This window comes from Marinagarivorans sp. (genome assembly GCF_982758155.1).
In genome coordinates, this window is sequence record NZ_CEXWTU010000062.1 from 1 (window position 1) to 20205 (window position 20205).

The window sequence follows — 20205 nt, forward strand, 5'->3', positions numbered from 1 at the left end:
TCGACATAGTAATACCCGCCATTCACAATCTCGCTAAGGCTTTGTATGCCGATGGGCAGTTTGCGTTTTTGTGTGGAGTGGGGCATGACTGCTACCTGTTACAGTGTGTCAGTCACTATAGCATTTTTGTATGATATTGGCGCTGAGTGGCGGCAGGTGATCCATGATCAATGGGGGCAGAGTCATTGATTTGTGCTCCGCGCCTAGCTTTCGAGCAAAGCATGCGGTGCGGGCGGTAAACGGTTCGTCCGATTTAGCAAGCGTGAAGCAAGCCCCTTGCTATCATGCGCCACCCAGAAACAATCGCCCCGAATCCCGAATACAATTTCACAGCTCCTGCGCTTCCAGCGCAACCACCTGCTGCTGCACCTTACTAAACTCCACCCCAACCCCATAAGTTATCCAGCCTTCACGCACATACTTTTGCGCATAATTATTCGCCTTAATTTGCGTTAGGGCATTGCCCAAAGGTGCATCGGGAACCACTTTAAACTCAAAAATAAACGTAGTGTTATTAAATTGAATAGCCATATCAACTTTGCCATTCACGCTTGCTTCTTCCACGGTCACATGTAAGCCCAGCGCGGCAAAGTGGCTATAAAAAACAGAGGCATAATGACCTTCGTAGTTTTGAATGTTGTTGTTCCTGTACCAGTCATGGGGAATGCTGGCGTACAGTGTTTTTAGGTGTTGTGCCAGCAATTCAAAATTGCAGGTTTTTAGGGCTTTTAATAAAGTGCTGCGGGTTTTGGTAACGGCGCTAATGCTAAAGCCTTGCGTGGGTAATAGCGCTTTGTTTAGGCTAACTTCTACCTCCACATTGGGGTATGTCAGGGTATATTCCCAAATGCCGGGTAGGGGTTCGTTAACAGCCCCAATCGTTAAATAGCCTGTTTGGAATAAAAGCGCTTCGGTAGCTATATCATCTACCTCAAAATAACCTAATAAATCTTGGTCCGAATGCATGGCGGCGAGGTCTAGGGTATTAACTTGGCGCTCACCCAATAACTTGATGAGGAAAGTAGGCGTTGCGCTTTCAAACCAATAGGGTTTGAATTGTTTTTCACGCAGTAATAATAAAACATCAAATGGGTTGTACACACTAGTGCCGCCCCAATTGTAACCGTTGTACCAGTCTTTAATTTGCTGCCTATCCAGCCCTTCTAATTCCGGGCTAAAGATACTGTCAATATCGTCATCGGTATAACCACAGATGGCCGAATAGCTGGGGCTTAAGGTAATGTCGGTTAAATTATTCAAGCCACTAAACAAGCTCACCTTGCTGAATTTACTCACGCCGGTTAATAATACAAATTTTAAAAACGGGTCGGCGTCTTTAATAACGCTGTATAAGTTTTTTAAACCCTCGCGGTTGGCAGCGGCTACCTCGGTGTTGGTGATGTTATCGAGAATGGGCTTGTCGTATTCGTCGATTAACAACACCACATTTTGGCCGTATTTTTTGTGGGCAGCCATGAGTAGGCTGCGGAAGTTACCTGGAATATCTAAAGCTCTGTTAGCGGGTAGGCCTAAGCGTTCACGGTTGTCACTGAGCTGCTGGGTAATGCGGTCATCTAAGGCGGCGCGCCCTTGTACTACGCCATCACCAAAACCAAACCGCACCACGGGGTGGGTGACTTCCCAGTTCCACTTATCTTCTATAAATAGGTCTCTAAATAAGTCGCGTTTACCTTCAAACAGCTGCTGCAGGGTGTCTAAAAATAAGCTTTTACCAAAACGACGTGGGCGGCTTAAAAAGTAGTAGCTACCTTGCTCAATCAGCTGGTGCATGTACGGGGTTTTATCCACGTAATAGCAGTTTTCGTTACGCAGTTTGGCAAAACTTTGCAGGCCAATGGGCAGTTTTTTCTTCATGGAGGCAAAAGGTTCTTCAGCTATTGATTGAGGGGTAATCATAGCATAGGGGTAGGCCGGAGATGGGGGCGGGACACTAGAAGCGGGATACGAGAAAAACATCTAATACGGCGAAAACTCATTGTCGTCAATTGATACCGATTAGCTACCCGGTTGAGTCATGGCTTTTTAAAGGGGCGCATATCGGGGCCTCAGAGCATTTACAGGGGCGCTCGCTCAAAAAACTGCATAATAATTAACCGCCTTCTACGCTTAAGCTAATGATTTAATCGAAAGTGATAAGGTGGTCATTTTGACTAAAGCAAGAAGCCTGCAAATCTCACTGGATACTACAGCTTATTATCACTGCACAGCTCGTTGTGTTAGAAAGGCATTCCTCTGTGGTTATGATAGGCATACCGGTACCAACTGCGAGCACCGCCGCCAGTGGGTTGAAGACCGCTTGATGCTTTTGGCGGAGGTTTTTGCCATTGATGTGTGTGCCTATGCAGTGATGAGTAATCACGTCCATACCGTACTGCACATTAACGCCGCTAACGTCCATGGTTTAAGTGATTTAGAGGTTTGTGAGCGTTGGCATCGTTTATATAAAGGCACGGTATTAACGCAAAAATATGCGCGTGAAGACCCCATGAATAAAGCCGAGCGGGTGGCGGTAAAAGTATTGCTGAATCAATGGCGGTTGAATTTATTTGAGATCAGTAAATTTATGAAAGCGCTTAACGAGCCTATTGCCAGAATGGTCAATGCCGAGGATAAGTGCACCGGTCGCTTCTGGGAGGGGCGCTTTAAATCGCAAGCGCTGTGCGATGAGGCGGGATTAGTGGCTTGCATGGCGTATGTCGACCTTAACCCTGTGCACACTAAGATGGCCGAAAGCACCGAAACCAGTGATCATGCGTGGATTAAAATGCGTATTAAAGCCGCTAAATGCAACGAGCCCCCCCCTGAATTTGACCTGTTTTGTAGGCAATCCCAGAGAGTCAATGCCACAAGGCTTACCGTTTAATTTAATGGATTATATCGAGCTAGTGGATTGGACGGGCAGGCGATTCGTGATGATAAACGGGGTGCTATTTGTGGATAATCTTCCGCCCATTTTGGATCGGATAGGTATCGACCCTCAAAGTTGGATAGCGCTAACCACCGTCTTCGAGAAAAATACCAATACTTTTCTAGGAGCCGAGGCTCACATAGAAAGCGCCGCCCTACAGCTAGGTTATAAGCGCACACCCAACCGGCAACGCTGTAAATTGCTCTTAGGCTAAAGATCGACCTTTAAGTTTACTGCTCTATCGATTCAATTCTACCTACGCGTATATATGCCTTAACACAATAGTTAACCCGTGCTGATAACCGGAAGTATAAGGCCGTAATTACGAGTGCTTTAGAGCTTATTGGTATCACTTCGTTAGGCTGTATCAGCTGTTTTTTAGGGGGAGTGTCCCTGTTTATTCTGTTTGACAGGCTTGCCACATATTGATTAATCGATTGCTGCTTAATTCTTGCGGGGCAGGTTATATGCTGGCCTTAAGCCAGTATTACGCTTGAGTGTTTTCGGTGTGGAGCCGCTCCATCCACAACTAAGGCTGGCTAGGTTAACCCGTGCCAAGATGTCAATCAGTGTGAGACTGAATATGCCGTTAGACGAGACCTGTGCTTATCCCGTAAAATAGCCAATTTTTTGAGATGAAAGCATGTCTAGTTCAATGTCTAGCTCGATGATTTTAAAGCTAAGCTGTGCCGATCAGCCGGGTATTGTTGCGGCAGTGGCCAGTTTGTTTTCGTTACAAGGCTTCAATATTCGAGAGTCTTCCCAGTTTGAAGATGTCCATACCTCTCGTTTTTTCATGCGTACAGTGCTGGAATCGGTCGAGGGGCCTAAATCTATCTCTGCGGTCAAAGGCGCATTCCATGCCGTAGCAGAACGCTATGGTATGGATTGGTCGCTGGATGATGGCGCGGCTAAACCTAAAGTGCTCATTGCTGTGAGTCAATGGGGGCATTGCTTGAACCATTTGCTCAATAGCCAAAAACAAGGCTCTTTACCGGTAGAGATTACCGGCGTTGTGTCTAACCATGAAACCATGAAGCCGCTTTGCGAGTGGTATGGCGTTCCTTTTCACTACTTGCCGGTAACCGTCGAGACTAAGGCTGAGCAAGAAGCTGAAATACTGGCACTGTTTGAACGCTCGGGTAGCGAATTATTGATTCTTGCCCGTTATATGCAAATTCTCTCTAATCACTTGTGCAGCGAGTTGAATGGTCGTGCGATTAACATCCATCATTCATTTCTACCCGGCTTTAAAGGTGCAAAGCCCTATCATCAAGCGTATGAGCGTGGTGTAAAGTTAATTGGTGCAACGGCACATTATGTGACTGCAGACTTGGACGAAGGCCCGATCATTGAGCAGGCCGTGGAGCGTGTATCGCATGCTCAAACGCCCGATAAATTGGTGGAAATAGGGCGGGATATTGAAGCTGTTGTATTGGGGCGTGCGGTTCGTTGGCATGCCGAGCGGCGGGTTTTATTGAATGGTCACAAAACGGTTGTTTTTGATAGTTAGTTGTCTGCTAAAAGGATTTAAGGCGTGGTGCATCAGTGGCGATTATACGGGACTCTTGGCTGTCACTTATGTGAGCAGGCTGAGGCAATAGTTGAGCAGCTCAAGCAATCCTTTGATATCGAATTAGAGTCTATCGATATTGCTGAAAGCGCCGGTAGTGTGGCTCAATTTGGCGAGCGTATTCCTGTACTCGAAAATAAAAATGCGCAGCAAATGCTGGATTGGCCTTTTGATCTTGAAGTGTTATCTGATTGGTTGGATCCACTCCCTTGCTAAATAAAAATAAACTGGAGAAATAGGTGTTAAAGAATGCGCTGTATCCTGCCGTTGGCTTAATTTACCTCAGTAATGGCATGCAGGTAGTGCTTATAGCGTGGCTGGCGTTATCTGCTTTAGAACTTTCGCCTATCGGGATGGGGCTGTTAATGACGGCTATGCTGTTGCCTCAGGTGGGGTTGCTGCCATTAACGGGCCGCTTGGCCGACCGCTATGAGCCTACTCAGCTTGCGAAAATAGGCTGTGCGGGCTTAAGCGTTAGTCATATTTTAATGGTGGCGGCGCTTCATATAACATCATTAAATATCGTTGTTTTAGTAGCTTACGCGTTGCTGCTGGGGATTAGCTCTGCGCTTTTTCTCCCGGCCAAAGATAAAGCCTCTGTGCAGCTATTGCCCAATCGATTGCAGCGCGCACTGTCTTTGAGTAGTGCCTTTCAGTTTGCAGGTATTGCGCTAGGTACACTGTTTGCCGGCTTTTTGGATGAGATAGGCGTGACGGGTGTTTTGATCGTCCAGTTTTTATTGTCCGCATTGGCGGCTGTATATTGGGGGCTTATCCCTGCTCATGTCAGTTTTCTTGATCATGGCCCAAATCATACGTCTACAGTAAAAAAACAATCTATCTCGGCCATTTACGCTCAGGGTCTTGCGATGGTTCGGGGAAGTCGGGTGCTTTCTCAATTGGTTGTTTTATGCGGCTTTAATGGCTTTATGCAGATGGGTTTTGCGGTAGTGCTATTTCCTGTGTTGGGTTTTTCGCATTGGGATTTTAGCAGTGCACAATATGCTTGGATGCAGGCAGCTTTTAGTGGTGGAGCCATTTGTGTTTATGTGGCGAATGCTTACCGAAAGCCCCAGCAATATCCTGGTCCATCAGTCTTATTTTGTTTGTTGTATAGCGCGGGTATCGCTTATGCCATTACCCGCGAGCCCACATTGATGGGCAGTTATGGTTTGATTTTCCTCTGGGGCGCTGTTGCCGGATATTCCGCTTCTATGAGCCGAGTGCTTTTGCATTCGGTAGCGACAGATGATACCCGAGGGCGTGCTGCGGCACTTTATCAAATGGTATTACTAGGCTGTGCTCCTTTGGGCTCTGTGGCTTGCGGTCTTTTGCTTCACTTTATGGGTATGCATCAAGCCTTGTATGTTTTGGTGGCGGCCAATGTGTTGGTGTTCGTCCTATTTTTGTTTAGCCGAGAACTGTGGGCAGTGAAGCAAGTTGCGGTCTAGAAATCTGCCTAAAAGAGAGTTGAGATGAATCGACGTAAGAAAGTGAATCAAATATTAAAAAAAAGAGCGAAGCAAAAGATGACGAAGCTTAACCCAAAGTCGAAGTCGGTTTATATCGCTAAAGCGGATCGCGAGGAGGCTGTGGTAGGCGAAGCGGTTACTTTGCCGACTGACGGCGAGTGATTCTGCTCCATACGGTTTAGGCAATAGGCTACAATGCGTACCCATTATTGTGTGTTGGTTTTATGGAATACGAATTTACTTCAGATGAGAAAGATCATCCACTCGCCGTTTTCTCTTCTGGTCATGTCGCTTTTGGTTGTTGGTTTACTGATGAGCTTGGCTCGAACCCGCAGCGTATTGAGATGCTGTTGGGCATAATTACTCAACTCGAAGCTAAAACCTTATTTGAACACGCCGATAATGGTCGTACATTTTCTTTGCAGCTGAACCGTGATGAAGTGGTGGTTAATGCGAATAGCTTGGCCGTAGAGATGGCTGATTTGTATGGCGAGCCTCAAGAAATTCCTTCCGGTGCTACAACAGACTTTTATGACGAAGAGCTTCATGCCGAATGCGGTTTGACCGATTTTAAAGCCGCATTGCTGGCTTGGCGGTTATTTCTGCAGACCTAAAGTTTAAATTTACGTATTGAGGCAATCTAATGTTGAGTTATCGCCACGCCTTTCATGCGGGAAATAGTGCGGATGTATTGAAGCATTTCGTCATTGAAAGAATCTTGAGCTACCTGGTTCAAAAAGATAAGCCTTGTTTCTACATGGATACCCATGCGGGCGCCGGTATTTATCGTACAAATGATGAGATTGCGAACAAAACAGCGGAATATAAAGAGGGTATTGAGCGTGTGTTGTCGGCACCGCAGGCACCTGATTCGATAGGTAATTATTTAAGTTGTGTTGAGCGCTGCCGGCGGGCTAACGGAAGCGATGTTTACCCTGGCTCACCTTGGTTTGCGGCTGATATTTTGCGAGTAATCGACCGCCTTGCGTTGTGTGAATTGCACCCACAAGATTACCCGACTTTGGCAGCGGTAATGGCGCAAGACCGGCGTGTGAAAGTGTATCGCGAAGATGGTTTTCAAAAAAGTATAGGAATGCTTCCGCCTATGGAGCGGCGCGGATTGATTGTCATTGATCCTTCCTACGAAATTAAAGCTGACTATGATGGCGTTGTCGATCATATTTTGGAACTGCATAAACGTTTTTCGACGGGAGTTTATGCGTTGTGGTATCCCGTGGTAGATGCCGCGCGGGTGCACCGGTTGGTGTCGCGCTTCAAAAAAGCAGGCCTTAAAAATACGCAACGCTTTGAGATCCAAACGCAAAGTGCTGAAGGTGGCGGTATGTACGCGTCGGGTATGATTGTGGTGAATGCGCCGTGGACACTGGCAAAGGATGTAGAGTCTGTAATGCCTTGGCTGAGTAAAGTTTTGGCAAAAGATAATAGCGCTAGTTATGTCAGTGAGGCACTTACCAGCGAATAGCCACCGGTAAGTGACTGTGGTTTACACATTTTAGTCATTTATTGTTTTAGGTAGGGCTCAATTTTTCTTGCTAAGTCGTGCACGCACCCCTTTTTCAACATACTGAGGTGTCCTCCGCTCACTGAATGGGTCGTTAAGTGCTGGATATATTTTTTCCAGCCAAGATCTTTCGTCGACGGCTCGAACGGGGAGCGATCTTGTGCCCTGTATAAAACAACTGGTGAATTATAGGGGCTTGGGGAATAGTTTTTTGAGGCTATTTGCCTAGCATCAGCTCGATAGTTATTTGTGTCTTGCTGGGTTTCTTTCCTTTTTAATGAGCCTGCCTTACGGCTAAGTAACTGCTTTGCATAGGGGAGGCCTTTTGAAAATAGCAGCTTAGCGTGTATCCATAATTTTTGGCTTGACGTCAGTGTTGCTAAAAATCCCGGTCCCGATGTATCCAGTAAGCCCACAAATGTAACGACTTCATTGTTGCTCTTGAGTTGGCGGGCCACTTCGAGAGCGATAATTCCACCAAAAGATTCACCGCAAAGGAAGTAAGGCCCATTAGGTTGGTGAGCTTTAATTACCTTTAAATATAATTCTGCCATGGTATTAACATTAAGGAAACTCTGCAGCTCGGAGGTGTTCGCGCCTTCCTTCATGAGTAATATTTCCTGCTCAAGGTAAACACCGCACACCGTTCTATCGCTATTCAGTTCATCAGCAAGATCTTTGTAGAGGAATATTCCGTAAAGGCAGAATAAGGGCTCCCGTTGAGGGTTTCCTTGTTTTAAGATAACGACATCGCCTTCTGTTTTTATCTTGTCATCATTGGTTATGAGTGAGGCCATCTCTTTAATGGATGGGTGTTTAAGCAGGTAGGTGATTGGAACTGTTTTGTTGAATTCTTTTTCAATAGCATAGATGTACTTTACAGCCGCTAGTGAGTCACCACCTAGTTCAAAGAAGTTGTGGTTTACCCCTATGCTTGGTAAGTCGAGTAGCCTTTGTAATAGCTGCGCCAATAATTCTTCGGTTGCATTTGAGGGGCTCTCGGCTTCGCCGGATACCAGCGTATTTTTTTGGGAAGGTGCAGGTAGCTGGCTTCTATCTAGCTTGCCGTTATGATTAAGCGGCAACTGTTCTAGTTCTACCAATAGAGAAGGGACCATATAGCTTGGGAGATCTGATCTGAGCGTTTTGAATATTGACTCGCTTGCGCCTTTTACTTTATTGTTAAAAACAAGGTAGGCGATTAACTGTACGTCGTTATCATAACTTTCGGTTTTACTTGGGCCTTTTTCTCGGGCTACAACAACACAGTCAGTAATGCCTTCTATTGTTTTTAAGGATGCCTCAATTTCTTGTAATTCAATACGCATTCCGCGTATTTGCACCTGAAAATCTTTACGTCCAATTAGTTCTATGTTGCCTTTTTCATCTAGCCGCCCTAAATCACCCATTGAATAAAAGCGCTCGTTATCAATAGAGATAAAGCTTTTCTTTGTCAAAACGGATTGGTTCAGGTAACCCTGGGTGACACCTGCGCCAGCGATGAAAATGTTGCCGATTATCCCCCTAGGAACCGCTTGCAAGGCATCGTTGAGTATTTCGATTTTGGTGTTTTGGTGCGGGCTACCAACGCGTGATTCAGTAATTTCATTTGCAGCTTGGGTAACCTCGTAAGTGCATGCCATGCAACTCACTTCACTACTACCATAAATGATAAAAATTTCTGCATGACGAAAGACCTGCTTAAGGCCTTGTAATACTTGTACTGGGACCATGTCTCCACCGGATGAAACATGGCGCAGTGATGTAAATGGCGTTAAATCGGGGTGTGTTTCTATAATATAGGGGAGAAGTTTTTTTAGAAGGCTGGGGCCAAAATGAAATGCGGTTACATTTGTTACCGCTTGGGTTAATTTTCGTAAATCTAGAACATCTTCCCTGCTAGTGATTTGAGTGCAGCCGCCCGCAGCAAGAGGTACGAGTAATTCAAACAGGCTAATGCTAAATGTATATTTTGCTGCGGAAAGTAAAATATCATTATTGCTGAAACCATAGCGGTTTATGGCGGAGTGAATGTAGTGGTTTAAGTTACTGTGGCGAGAAACAACACCCTTAGGCTTGCCGGTAGTGCCTGAGGTAAAGAATATGTGAGATGCGGCCTCTAATGGGATGCAGGAAGGTGTATGTTCGGCGGTTACTTGAGATCTTAATGCTTCGGTTATGGTGACCGCTTGAATTGTATAATCGCTAAAGAGTTGAAGCGATGATTCATCGGTGATAATCAGTGCGGGCTCTATTTCATTAAAAATATCTGCAATACGTTTTTTAGGGAAGCTGATATCTAGAGGGACATAAACTGCACCTGAGGAATAAATGCCTAAAATAAAAGGGATGACGTCCAAGCTGGGGGCTAGAGCGGTGGCAATACAATCACCGATGCCAATGTTTTTTTCTGATAAAAAACGTCTTATTAGTAGTGTTTTTTCGCCAAGTTCTCGGTAGGTAAGTGATGTATTGTTGAATTTTACCGCTATATTGTTGGGCGTTGTTTTCGAAAAGTTTAAAATGGTTTCATGTACAGGGATGTTGGAGCTATCTCTATGCGCACCGGTTAGTACATTATTGATTTTTTGAATCTCGGAGCGATCGAGTATATTTATTTCATCGACGGTAATATCTGTTTTTTGGGAAAGCTGCTCGAGTACTCGATATAAACAAGTCGATAAAGAGGATTGAATGGCAATCGTTTTAGTGTCGTTATGGCGTAGCCACCAGCGTGCCGTAACAGTATGGGGGGCGATTTTGGTTTCGCTGATGATGAGTGCTATGGCACACTCTGAATCGGAGAGTCGTTGATAAATATCTTCTAGGGGGAGGCTGGCTTTGTCATTGTCGACCCTGATAAATGCAGTGTTCGCTACTTTGCTAATTGCATGGGTATCTGGCTGGGGGGCAATAAGTTGTTTTAGTTCTTCTGCAAGCCTTGTTAGCGTAGGAGCGCTTTCCATATTAACGCGGATATTGCTAATGCTCGTGGCGCCAAAGAGGCGGGTGTACGTGAAAACACTTTGGCCGGTATGCCGATAAATTACAGTGCATAAAGCGCTTTCGAGTAAGTCGCTTGCAGAAAAGTTATTTTTTGCAGCGAGTTCTGGAAGCTTGCTGTTGAGTTCTAAGTGTGATTCAGGTTTTAAGTGGGGATTCTTGAGTGTTACAGGATAGTTTATTACAGGCTCTAGAATTGAGGTTGCGACAGCAATAGCCTCGAAATTGTTTACCTTGACGGCATTAACCATTGCATGGTCCTCTAATTGTTGATCTAACTCACCGCATAATGAGTTAGATCAGCCTGTTTTTGTATTAAGGTATCGTTACTACGCTGGTGTCAGCGAGTGTTTCTAAAAACGCAACAATAGCATCCTCTTCTTCTTCAGATAAGCATAGGTTACCAATGCTTCTTGGGTTTTCCACATCATCGCAATAGTTCTCGATGGTTTGCCCTGTAGGAATACTCACTTTACAAGCTTCTTCGTCATCACAAGCAAAAATGTTGCTCGCGATAACTTCCGGTAGTGGCCAGCAGCCTCGTTCAATGGCTACGCTATTTGTTACAAAGCGTTGCGGTTGGCCACTTTCGTCCAAGCAGGCCGGCTTAAGGTCGCGAGTATTGTAGAAATGAACAATATCCTTTAACGATTTAAAGTAGCCGTTGTGTGCAAAGGCTTTGGGCGCTCCAGGGTAGGGGCGTTTAGCAACATTGCGTAATGTTGGGACTTTAAATTTCCCTTCGTGGCCAGGGAAGTCAGAACCTTCAATACCATCTTCATCTCGCGCTGCAATTCCAAGGTCTACCCAAGCTTCCCCTAAAGGGTTCAGTGTATTTCCGTTGTCATCCTTAACCTTGTCCATCGCATACCACGGGTTTTCGGGGTTTGCTGGGGCGCCAATATTAAAGTAGCCAGCTTGAGGTTTAGTGAATAGCTCCTTGAGCGATGTTCCGTCTGATGCGGTGGAGCCTGCATGGCAGAATCGAGCACAGCCGATATTGTTACTGAAGAATAGCGAGTGGCCTAGATTTTCTTGTTCGGTTAAGCCGTCGAGTGGTAATTCTACGGCGCCATTGTTGGTGATCTCTTCGGCAATGGCTGTATCAAACTTAGAGCTAAAAGAGTTCACTTCACTAGAGGCTTCCCAGGTGGCTATGGCAAAGCCTATGCGCTGATGAACGAAGTCGGTATCAACGTTATCATTGCACTTTAATTTCTCTCCCCAAGCTTGCTGCCAAAGTTTTGCATGGCTCTGTTTGACGCGCTTACAGAGTTTTTTTGATGAAGGTAAATTTTGCTCAACATCGTTAAGGAACGGTCCCATTGCTTGATCTGCGGCGGGGCCCAATAGCTGGCTCATGGTTAAGACTTTATCGGCTGACCAATCCGCCGGGAAAATATCCGCTGTAATAGTTTCTCCTGTTGCTCTGCCGTCCCAAAAAGTACCACCTGAGGGCGTAGGCCCATTACGCCCTTCTGAGACAATAAAATTCTCTGCAAAGGTCACATAGGCATTAGTTGGCGGTTTGCGGTTCCCCGCGCGTTTGTGTTTCGCACCATGCACTACTGCTCCGCCAATATTGACGAATGGGTCTTCAGCCGTAAAACCAAACTCGGCAGAGTGGCAGCTTGCGCAGGATTGGCCGACAGGCTTCGATAGTTGGTCATTGAAAAAAATAGCTTTCCCCAGTGTTTGCATGGGGGTTAATTCAGGCGAATTCTCCTGCGCATTGAGCGTTTGGCAATAACCGGCGAATACAATAGCGAGAGGAGTCGCAACCCTAAGTGCTTTTTTATAGTATTTCATTTTTATACCCTTTTATTATGTCTGCCTTTATAAGCAATGAGCGCGCCATAATGATTTTTTTGGCGACTTATCAATTTGGGGCGGCGGCAGAAGGGCGGGTTGATTATGGTTTTTTTAGGCCTTTGGCAGCCAGTGACATGGCGCGTAAACTCCCTCTTGACCCTGTCGAGATCCTTTCCATTGGTCTGGTTGTTTGTTTTTTGAGCAGCGCATCCCTTTTGTGTTGGATTGAAAAAAGTTATTAACTTGCGATTAGAGTGCTCTGATCCCTTTTTGAATCAAGGGTTTTCAGGCTAATTGTTTCTTGATGATGTTTTGCGTGAAGAGTTGGCGGGAAGTTTGCTTTGTTCGTGGTATGGATGATTTTGGCTACCGCGTAGCTGTAAAATTTTTACCCATTAGAAGGCTATTAACGTGTTTGTTTACTCAGCTGCTGAGCTGTAAATTGGGCATAAATAGTTTCTTTGGCCCTTATTTGGAGAGATACTTTCATGAATGATTTAGTGCCCTATGTAAAAGTTACCGACGTTGCCTTTATTGAGTTTTCTGGCAACCAGCCCCATCTGCTGACGAGCTTATTTCATCAACTGGGGTTTACTCATAACGCCCAGCATCAGTCGGATAAAAAAACATTACATTATCAGGGGAATATCCATTTTATTTCTAATCCGGATGCGGGCGGTAATGCTGAAGTTTTTCGGGGGGTACATATTCGCGGTGCCAGTGCTATGGGCTTTAAAGTGGCCGATTCGGAGGCCGCGTTCAAGCAGGCGGTAGCCTTAGGTGCAACACCCGCTACGCTGCGGGATTATGATATCCCTGCAATCAAAGGGGTTGGGCAGTCTTTAATTTATTTGGTAGATGATGCTCACGAGAAAGCTTTATTTGCTGAGTTTGGCTACCGGAGGCAAGTTGCTCAAAATGAGCAAACACGTTTAGGGCGAATAGATCATTTGACGCACAATTTACAGCAGGGTGGGGTGGATCGCTTAGCCGACTTCTATGAACGCATCTTTGGCTTTGAGCGTATACGGTCTTTTCATATACACGGCAAAAAGACGGGCTTATACAGTGAAGTTGTCGCTAGCCCTTGCGGCCGTGTGATTATTCCGCTCAATGAAACGAAAGATGATCAATCGCAAATTGCAGAGTTTATTCGTGAATACAATGGTGAAGGTATTCAGCATATCGCTTTAACGAGCAGTAATATCTATCAAACGGTTGATGCATTAAGTACTGCGGGAATACCTTTTCAAAATACACCGGGTACTTATTATGAGGGTGTTGATAAGCGTTTGCCTGGGCACGGTGAGCCTGTGGCCGAATTGCAAAAGCGCAATATATTGGTTGATGGTGGAGAGGAGCAAGGCGGAGGATTCTTGTTACAAATTTTCACGCAAAACAGCATTGGGCCTATTTTCTTCGAGTTTATTCAGCGTAAGGGTAATAAGGGTTTTGGTGAAGGTAATTTTCAGGCCTTGTTTGAATCGATTGAGCTAGATCAAGAGCGCCGGGGCGTATTGGCTTAGAAGCACTCGCTGCTTCTTGGCTGCCAATAGACTTTCGTACAATAAAAAATGTCACACTTGGGGCTGTTGTTGTGTCTTTGTTGTAAGGCTATGCAGTGCATAGATTTCATTTCAAAGGCTATGAGGACTTATCATGCCCCCTGTATTACTGTTCAATACCGATGATGTACTACTTGCCCAAAATGGCTGCGAGCGTGCATTCGAGCGTCTTGTAAAAGCTGCGCATCAAGTAGTGAACTGCATCGCGCTAGCGATTACTCGTGATGTTGATGCAGCTAATGATGTTACGCAGCAAGTATTCATTAAAGTTTGGCAAGAACTCCATCAATTGAAGAATCCATCGAGCTTTTTACCTTGGTTGCGTCAAATTACGCGGCGATTTGCTTTGAATACATTGCGCGGTGCTGATCGAAGTCGAGTGCTAAAAGGTGATGAGGGGCAGGCACATATTGCGCGTGCAGTTGACCCGTGTGAGCATGCTTCGGCGTCGCTTTTCCGTTGCCAGCAGTCCGCAATTATAAATGAGTTGCTGGATGAGCTTGAGCCAGAAAACCGAGACATTGTCTTGCTTTTTTACCGAGAGGAACAAAACTGCGAGCGAGTAGCGGCTTTGCTGGACCTTTCGCCGAAAGCAGTCAGGAAGCGACTTCAGCGATTGCGCGAAAAGCTAAAGGTGGAGGTTTTAAGCCGTTATGGCGATGCAATTATAGCGACAGCGCCGATAGGCTTAGTTTCAGTGATTTTATCGGCAATTACCCCGGCTGCACCGGCTGCGGCAGCTTCCATTTCAGCCACTATTGCTCATAAAACACTGGCAGGTAAGTGTTTGGCGATGGTTGGTGGTGCGACAATTGGCGTTGTTGTTGGCCTGGGCGCGCAGTATTTTGGGGCAAAAGCGGCTATTGATAAGGAACCCAATAATGATCAGCGTACAACATTAATACGGTTGCGATCTCTGGGGCTTTTATGGAGTACTGTGATGCTTATTGCGGTTGCCTGCGGTTATTACTTTACGCTGGGTTGGTTTTGGCCGTTGCTGGCTTACACGTTATTTATCGCAGGGCTTATTTTCTATATCTTTTGTTTTTGGGCTGTTTCATCTTTAACCTCCCAAGCTAATGCGTTTTGGCGTTGGTCAGGCTTATTATGTGGCGCGTTTACGGGGTATGCGGGCTTGCTCGTTGGGCTGTATCAAGCTGGGCGGTTTCTTTAGTGTGTTCGCTCGGGTGGGCTTTGATGTAAGAGTCCCTTAAGCCTTGCTCGATTTCGTTGTATGGCCATATCTACGATCAATATTGGTATCCAAAATACAGTGTATTAGTGAGGCAGGCGATGACTGTTGGCATTATTGGCGCCTGGGGTTTGTATAATGCGGGCTCTTTAAGGATGAATTGATCTGTCTCGACTATATTTATAGTTGAGTACTATCTTTGTATTCCTTATTTGTGCCGATCGCCACACTGAGTGATTGTGCTTCCCTCACAAAAAATATAATAGCCTTACTGCAATGATGAAACCTGCTTTTACTACCCTTATCCCTTTTATGTTGGCGCTTATGTGCTGCGCTTCTTGCTCTGCGCCAACAGTCTCTTCGGGCTCGCTGTCGTCCGTCGATTCCTTTCCGGGGCATTCTCGCTCGCCTGAGGCGATTGAACTTGAAGTTGAACGCTTATTATCACTTATGACACTTGAGGAGAAGGGCTCTCTTGTGCATGCCAATGGTAAGTTTTCGGTGGCTGCGGTAGAGCGTTTAGGGATACATGAAGCCTGGTTATCTGATGGGCCGCACGGTGTGAGGGAGGAGATCTCTCGACACAGTTGGGATGCAGCAGGCTGGCCCAGTGATTATTCAACGTATTTGCCACCACTCACAACGGTTGCTGCAAGCTGGGATCGCGAAATGGCAAGGCTGCACGGCAATGTGTTAGGCAGTGAGGCACGCCATCGCGGGAAGGATTTTATCTTGGGGCCGGGGGTGAATTTAGCACGGCTCCCGCTGTATGGTCGCAATTTTGAATATTTTGGTGAAGACCCTTATTTGTCGGGCAAGCTAGCGAGCGAAGCAGTAAAGGCAATTCAGCAAAATGATGTGGCGGCAACGGTAAAGCATTATGCCTTGAATACTCAGGAGTTGAATCGCATAGGCGTTGACGCCAAGCCCGATGAACGAACGCTGCGTGAAATTTACTTACCGGCTTTTGAAATGACTGTAAAGGAGGGCAGAGCGCTGAGTTTAATGGGCGGATATAACCGTGTTCGCGGGACTAACGCTAATCAAAATCGTCATTTGGTTGTGGATATCTTGAAGGGCGAGTGGGGCTTTAAAGGTATTTTGATGACTGACTGGAACGTGGATATTAATACCTTTGATGCAGCCATGAATGGCCTTGATTTAGAGATGGGTACAGCAGTTGATGAGTACAGCCAGTATTTTTTAGCTGAACCTTTTTTACAGATGATTCGCGATGGGAAAATTCCAGAGTCAGTGCTCGACGACAAGGTGCGTCGTATGCTTCGTGTGCAGTTAACAATGGGCATGATGGATAAAAATCGTTTGTCTGGGCAGCGCAATACTCAAGAGCATCACCAAGCCTCGAAAAAAATAGCGCAAGAAGGCATTATCCTGCTTAAAAACGAGGGCGATGTTTTACCTCTCAACAAAGCTAAAATAAAAAATGTATTGGTTCTGGGGCCCAATGTTGATCATCCCCATGGTGCCGGCGGCGGTTCTTCAACGGTAAAAGCTTTATATGAAATTACACCGCTGCAAGGTTTAAAAAATGCGCTGGGCGAAAGCGCAAAAATTACCTTTATGCGAACGCGTAAAGCGGCAGCGATATTACCCATTGATGGTATTTTTGTAGAAACGCGGCACTGGACGGGAACCCCCGCTTGGAATACTGAGTTTTATAAAACAGCTGCGCGCACGGAGCGTTTATCGTTCGATACTACACCCGATTCAAGCTATAAAATCACGGGTGATAAAAAAGAATTTATCACCCTAAGTGCGGATATTCGGCCTAAAACTACGGGCGAGCATGTTTTTAAAATATCGGCTTTGGGTAAGGTGCAATTACGTATTGACGGTAAAGTAGTATTTTCTAATGCCGGCTCATCAAAAACCATTGTGCGCCATAGTGTAAGCTTGAAAAAAGGTCAGATATACCGCGTTGATATTTTATATGACGGCAAGCAAGAGTTTTTGGTGGGCTGGGATGCGCCAGGGAATGTTTTTTCTTCAATGGAGGAAGTCATAGCCGAAGCTAAAAAGGCTGATACCGTTATTTACGTTGGCGGTTTAAGTCACGGTGATGATCGTGAGGCAATCGATCGCCCCGACATGAAGCTACCTAATGACCAAGATGCTGTGATCGAAACATTGCTAAAGGTAAAGCCGGATGCAGTCGTGGTTATGATTGCAGGTTCAGCAGTGGAGATGCCTTGGGTCGAAAAGGCGAAAGCCTTGCTTTGGACCGGTTATGGGGGATTGGAGGCGGGTAATGCGTTAAGCGATGTTTTATTGGGGGTGGTTAACCCGAGTGGTAAGTTGCCTATAACATTACCGTACAAGCTTGAAGATACGCCTGCGATTGCGCTTAATGATTATAACTCCACCGAAAGTCTTTATCCCGAAGGTGTGTTTATGGGGTATCGCTGGTTTGAAGAAAAAAATATTAAACCAATGTTTCCCTTTGGTTTTGGTTTGTCCTACTCCGAGTTTAAATATTCCAATTTGCGTTTGTCTGCTAATACTTTGAAGCCCGGCGATGTAATGACGGTAAGCATTGATGTGACCAATACCGGTAAAGTTGCGGGTGGTGAAAGCGTGCAATTATATGTGGGTGATACGACGGCTAGCGTGCCGCGGCCGGCAAAAGAGCTTAAGGGCTTTGATAAAGCGTATTTGTTGCCCGGTAAAACAAAGACGCTTACATTTACGCTTAATCAGCGTGACTTATCATTCTGGGATGTTAAGTCGAATGATTGGCTAGCGGAGGCCGGTGAGTTCAAGGTTATGATTGGGGCTTCTATCGCTGATATTCGGCTTGAAAAAAGCTTTTCTTTCGAGCAATAAATATTCAGTCTGTCGCGAATTTTAAGAGGGCTTAATATTTGTCTGGACTGATGGGGCCACTTTATAGTTGATCGACAGGCCTGTTTCCTCGCCCCGACGTGAATCGACCAATGTTTCTATTCTAGTGAAAAACTTGGTCGATTTATCAAAACTAAAACATAGACAAATCTACTCTCCATGCGTTATTTCTGGCGCAGAGGTTGCCTATTCTCTGGCTTCTCAATATTCAGGGGTATTGCGTTGCCCCTTTTGCGGAGCTGTGCGTATCTCGGTGCGCATGCACTGCGCTCAGTTGGGTTATTTTTTGCTTTTGTTGGGTGCTTTGTGTTCATTTCTCTTGGTTCAATCTGTGTATCTTGTGTATGCTGGTTTTCGCCGCAACTACTGTAATGACCAGCACTAGATTGCGAATCACACTGCAATATTAAGCAACCGATTTATTGTGTTGTTTATATTCTGATTGAATAAAAATAATATACAGGTGAACCTGAATGCTCAAAAAGAGTGTCTTAAAAAATGCGGCTATATTCTTCTCAGTGTGCATTATCGCCGCCTGCGGTGGCGCACCGACGAGTAGTTCGTCCTCGAGTAATTCTTCTAGCTTAATTAGTTCTTTAAACTCCTTAAGCTCCAGCAGTTCTTTAAGTTCCAACAGCTTTTTAAGCTCCAGCAGCGCCCTAAATAGTAACTTTTCGAGTTCAAGTGTTACCAGCTCTTCGCCCAATGAGCCTCTAGAGGCTTTTTTACGACCTATTGATATTAGCGAGTCAGCGTCGTTGGCGGTAATTGATCCTCAAACAGGTAAATTACGTTACGGTTTGTATGCGAACCAAGGACAAGCTAACCGCGTTCATATTGTTCCTGACTTTTCACATGCAGGCTACATGGGCGGTGGTGTTGCGTTACCCGATCATGGGTCCATTCCCGTTCGTGAAACATTGAGCCCAAGCGGTGGTGATGATGCCGCACAAATCCAAGCGGCAATTGATCGTGTGGCGGTATTGGCTGCAGACAATCGGGGTATTAAGGGGGCGGTATTACTCTCTGCGGGCGCTTACAGTGTAGGTAGCACGCTGAATATTCTTGATTCTGGTGTTGTCTTGCGTGGTGAAGGTCAGGGTGAGAGCGGCACAGTTGTACGTGCGACTATGACAACATTTCGTGCGACTGTGATAGATGCGCGTGGCTCGGGTTCGGGGCTCAACCCGCGTGTTGCGAGTAACGAAAGTCGTACTCGAATCGCAGATCCCTACCTTCCTGTAGGTTCGACGACAATCACTTTGGCGTCAGCTACGGGATACAGTGTTGGTGATAGGGTTGCTATTCTTCGAACGCCAAGCGCCGCGTGGTTGGGTGAGGGGGGCGTTAATACCGCGATTCATGGTTGGACAATTGAGGGCTATAAGATTTCTTCGCAGGCCACGATCTTAGCTGTAGACGGTAACCGCATTGCGATTGATATACCTATTATGGATACCATTGAAGCCGCGTACGGTGGCGGAGAGGTTTACCGTGTTGATACGTCGGCGCGTCTTCAGCAGGTTGGTGTTGAAAATTTACGTATTGAAACGTTGAATTTTGATGATGCTAGTGATGAAAATCGCGCATATTACGCCATCCAAATGCGAGAGGTCGAAAACGCTTGGGTTCGAGATGTGACGGTGCGATATTTCTCTCACGGCTTCACCTTTAATGATGGTGTACGTTTTGTAACTGCTCAGGATTTAGCGTATTTAGATCCCGATTTTACCGTGGCTGGTGGCTACCACTATGTGTTTAATTTGAATGGCGGTAATAGCATTCTTTTTCAGCGTTGCTACGCGAACAAAGGCCGCCATACATTTGTATCGGGCTCGGGGGTTCAGGGCCCCAATGTATTTCTGGACTGTCTTGCAACGAATGTCGCTAATGATTCCGGTCCGCATCATCGCTGGTCTACAGGAACGTTATACGATAATACAAAAGGCGGTGCGTTAAACGTTCAGAATCGTCGAGGCTCTGGCTCTGGGCATGGTTGGGCTGGGGCGCAACAAATGTTTTGGAATTCGTCGCACGCGACATACATTGTTCAAGCCCCTGTGGGAGCAATGAACTGGACTGTTGGTATTCAGGGCGATTTTGTCAGTGGCGTTTGGCAGCCAGAAGAGCCGCGCGGCATGATCGAGTCTCATAATGCCATGGTGCAACCGCGTAGCCTCTATTTGCAGCAGCTCCAAGATCGCCTCGGCGTTGCGGCCGTCAATGCAGTTACGATTCCACAGCAGCGCGAAGGTGATATATGGAATGCTCTCGT

General features: G+C 46.0%; 15 protein-coding genes. 12 read left to right on the forward strand and 3 right to left on the reverse strand.

Translation table 11 applies throughout. The features are described 5' to 3' along the window. Window positions 1-327 precede the first annotated feature (327 nt). Window positions 328-1917, reverse strand: a complete 1590-nt coding sequence (locus AC3A8L_RS09070; RefSeq protein ID WP_487961924.1) for an ATP-binding protein — start codon at window positions 1915-1917, stop codon at window positions 328-330. Window positions 1918-2167: 250 nt separating this feature from the next. Here AC3A8L_RS09070 and AC3A8L_RS09075 point away from each other — a divergent pair, with 250 nt between their 5' ends. The 8 genes from AC3A8L_RS09075 (at window position 2168) to AC3A8L_RS09110 (ending at window position 7457) form a co-directional block, all read left to right on the forward strand. Further along, the gene (locus tag AC3A8L_RS09075) at window positions 2168-2884 is read left to right on the forward strand and encodes a transposase (RefSeq protein ID WP_487961925.1); all 717 of its coding nucleotides are present in this window, start codon (window positions 2168-2170) and stop codon (window positions 2882-2884) included. Between the two features lie 70 nt (window positions 2885-2954). Next, on the forward strand, window positions 2955-3143 hold the full coding sequence (locus AC3A8L_RS09080; protein WP_487961926.1) for a hypothetical protein: 189 nt from the start codon (window positions 2955-2957) through the stop codon (window positions 3141-3143). Between the two features lie 429 nt (window positions 3144-3572). Further along, window positions 3573-4442, forward strand: coding sequence for a formyltetrahydrofolate deformylase (gene purU, locus AC3A8L_RS09085; protein WP_487961927.1), 870 nt, complete (start codon window positions 3573-3575; stop codon window positions 4440-4442). Window positions 4443-4466: 24 nt separating this feature from the next. After that, on the forward strand, window positions 4467-4718 hold the full coding sequence (locus tag AC3A8L_RS09090) for a glutaredoxin family protein (protein ID WP_487961928.1): 252 nt from the start codon (window positions 4467-4469) through the stop codon (window positions 4716-4718). Window positions 4719-4741: 23 nt separating this feature from the next. After that, complete coding sequence (locus AC3A8L_RS09095; protein WP_487961929.1) at window positions 4742-5953, forward strand: MFS transporter; 1212 nt, start codon at window positions 4742-4744, stop codon at window positions 5951-5953. A 24-nt stretch (window positions 5954-5977) separates the two neighbouring features. Further along, a complete protein-coding gene (locus AC3A8L_RS09100; protein ID WP_487961930.1) occupies window positions 5978-6136 on the forward strand; it encodes a DUF2986 domain-containing protein in 159 nt (52 codons plus the stop codon). Between the two features lie 62 nt (window positions 6137-6198). Next, window positions 6199-6588 (forward strand): YacL family protein, encoded by a 390-nt coding sequence (locus AC3A8L_RS09105; protein WP_487961931.1) that lies wholly within the window; start codon window positions 6199-6201, stop codon window positions 6586-6588. 29 nt (window positions 6589-6617) lie between these two features. Continuing rightward, the gene (locus tag AC3A8L_RS09110; protein WP_487961932.1) at window positions 6618-7457 is read left to right on the forward strand and encodes a 23S rRNA (adenine(2030)-N(6))-methyltransferase RlmJ; all 840 of its coding nucleotides are present in this window, start codon (window positions 6618-6620) and stop codon (window positions 7455-7457) included. A 38-nt stretch (window positions 7458-7495) separates the two neighbouring features. On the opposite strand, the gene AC3A8L_RS09115 is transcribed toward AC3A8L_RS09110, so the two are convergent. Both AC3A8L_RS09115 and AC3A8L_RS09120 read right to left on the reverse strand, forming a co-directional pair. Next, window positions 7496-10750: a non-ribosomal peptide synthetase family protein gene (locus AC3A8L_RS09115; RefSeq protein ID WP_487961933.1), complete on the reverse strand. Its 3255-nt coding sequence runs from the start codon at window positions 10748-10750 to the stop codon at window positions 7496-7498. Between the two features lie 64 nt (window positions 10751-10814). Then, window positions 10815-12308 carry a cytochrome-c peroxidase gene (locus AC3A8L_RS09120; protein WP_487961934.1) on the reverse strand — a complete coding sequence of 498 codons (1494 nt, stop codon included), beginning with the start codon at window positions 12306-12308 and terminating at the stop codon, window positions 10815-10817. A gap of 491 nt (window positions 12309-12799) precedes the next feature. Here AC3A8L_RS09120 and hppD point away from each other — a divergent pair, with 491 nt between their 5' ends. The 4 genes from hppD to AC3A8L_RS09140 all read left to right on the forward strand — a co-directional run. Then, window positions 12800-13837 carry a 4-hydroxyphenylpyruvate dioxygenase gene (hppD, locus tag AC3A8L_RS09125; RefSeq protein ID WP_487961935.1) on the forward strand — a complete coding sequence of 346 codons (1038 nt, stop codon included), beginning with the start codon at window positions 12800-12802 and terminating at the stop codon, window positions 13835-13837. Window positions 13838-13970: 133 nt separating this feature from the next. Next, window positions 13971-15050, forward strand: coding sequence for an RNA polymerase sigma factor (locus AC3A8L_RS09130; protein ID WP_487961936.1), 1080 nt, complete (start codon window positions 13971-13973; stop codon window positions 15048-15050). Window positions 15051-15344: 294 nt separating this feature from the next. Beyond that, window positions 15345-17912, forward strand: a complete 2568-nt coding sequence (locus AC3A8L_RS09135) for a glycoside hydrolase family 3 C-terminal domain-containing protein (RefSeq protein WP_487961937.1) — start codon at window positions 15345-15347, stop codon at window positions 17910-17912. 491 nt (window positions 17913-18403) lie between these two features. After that, window positions 18404-20205: hypothetical protein (locus AC3A8L_RS09140; RefSeq protein ID WP_487961938.1), on the forward strand; the 1802-nt coding region annotated here is incomplete at its 3' end.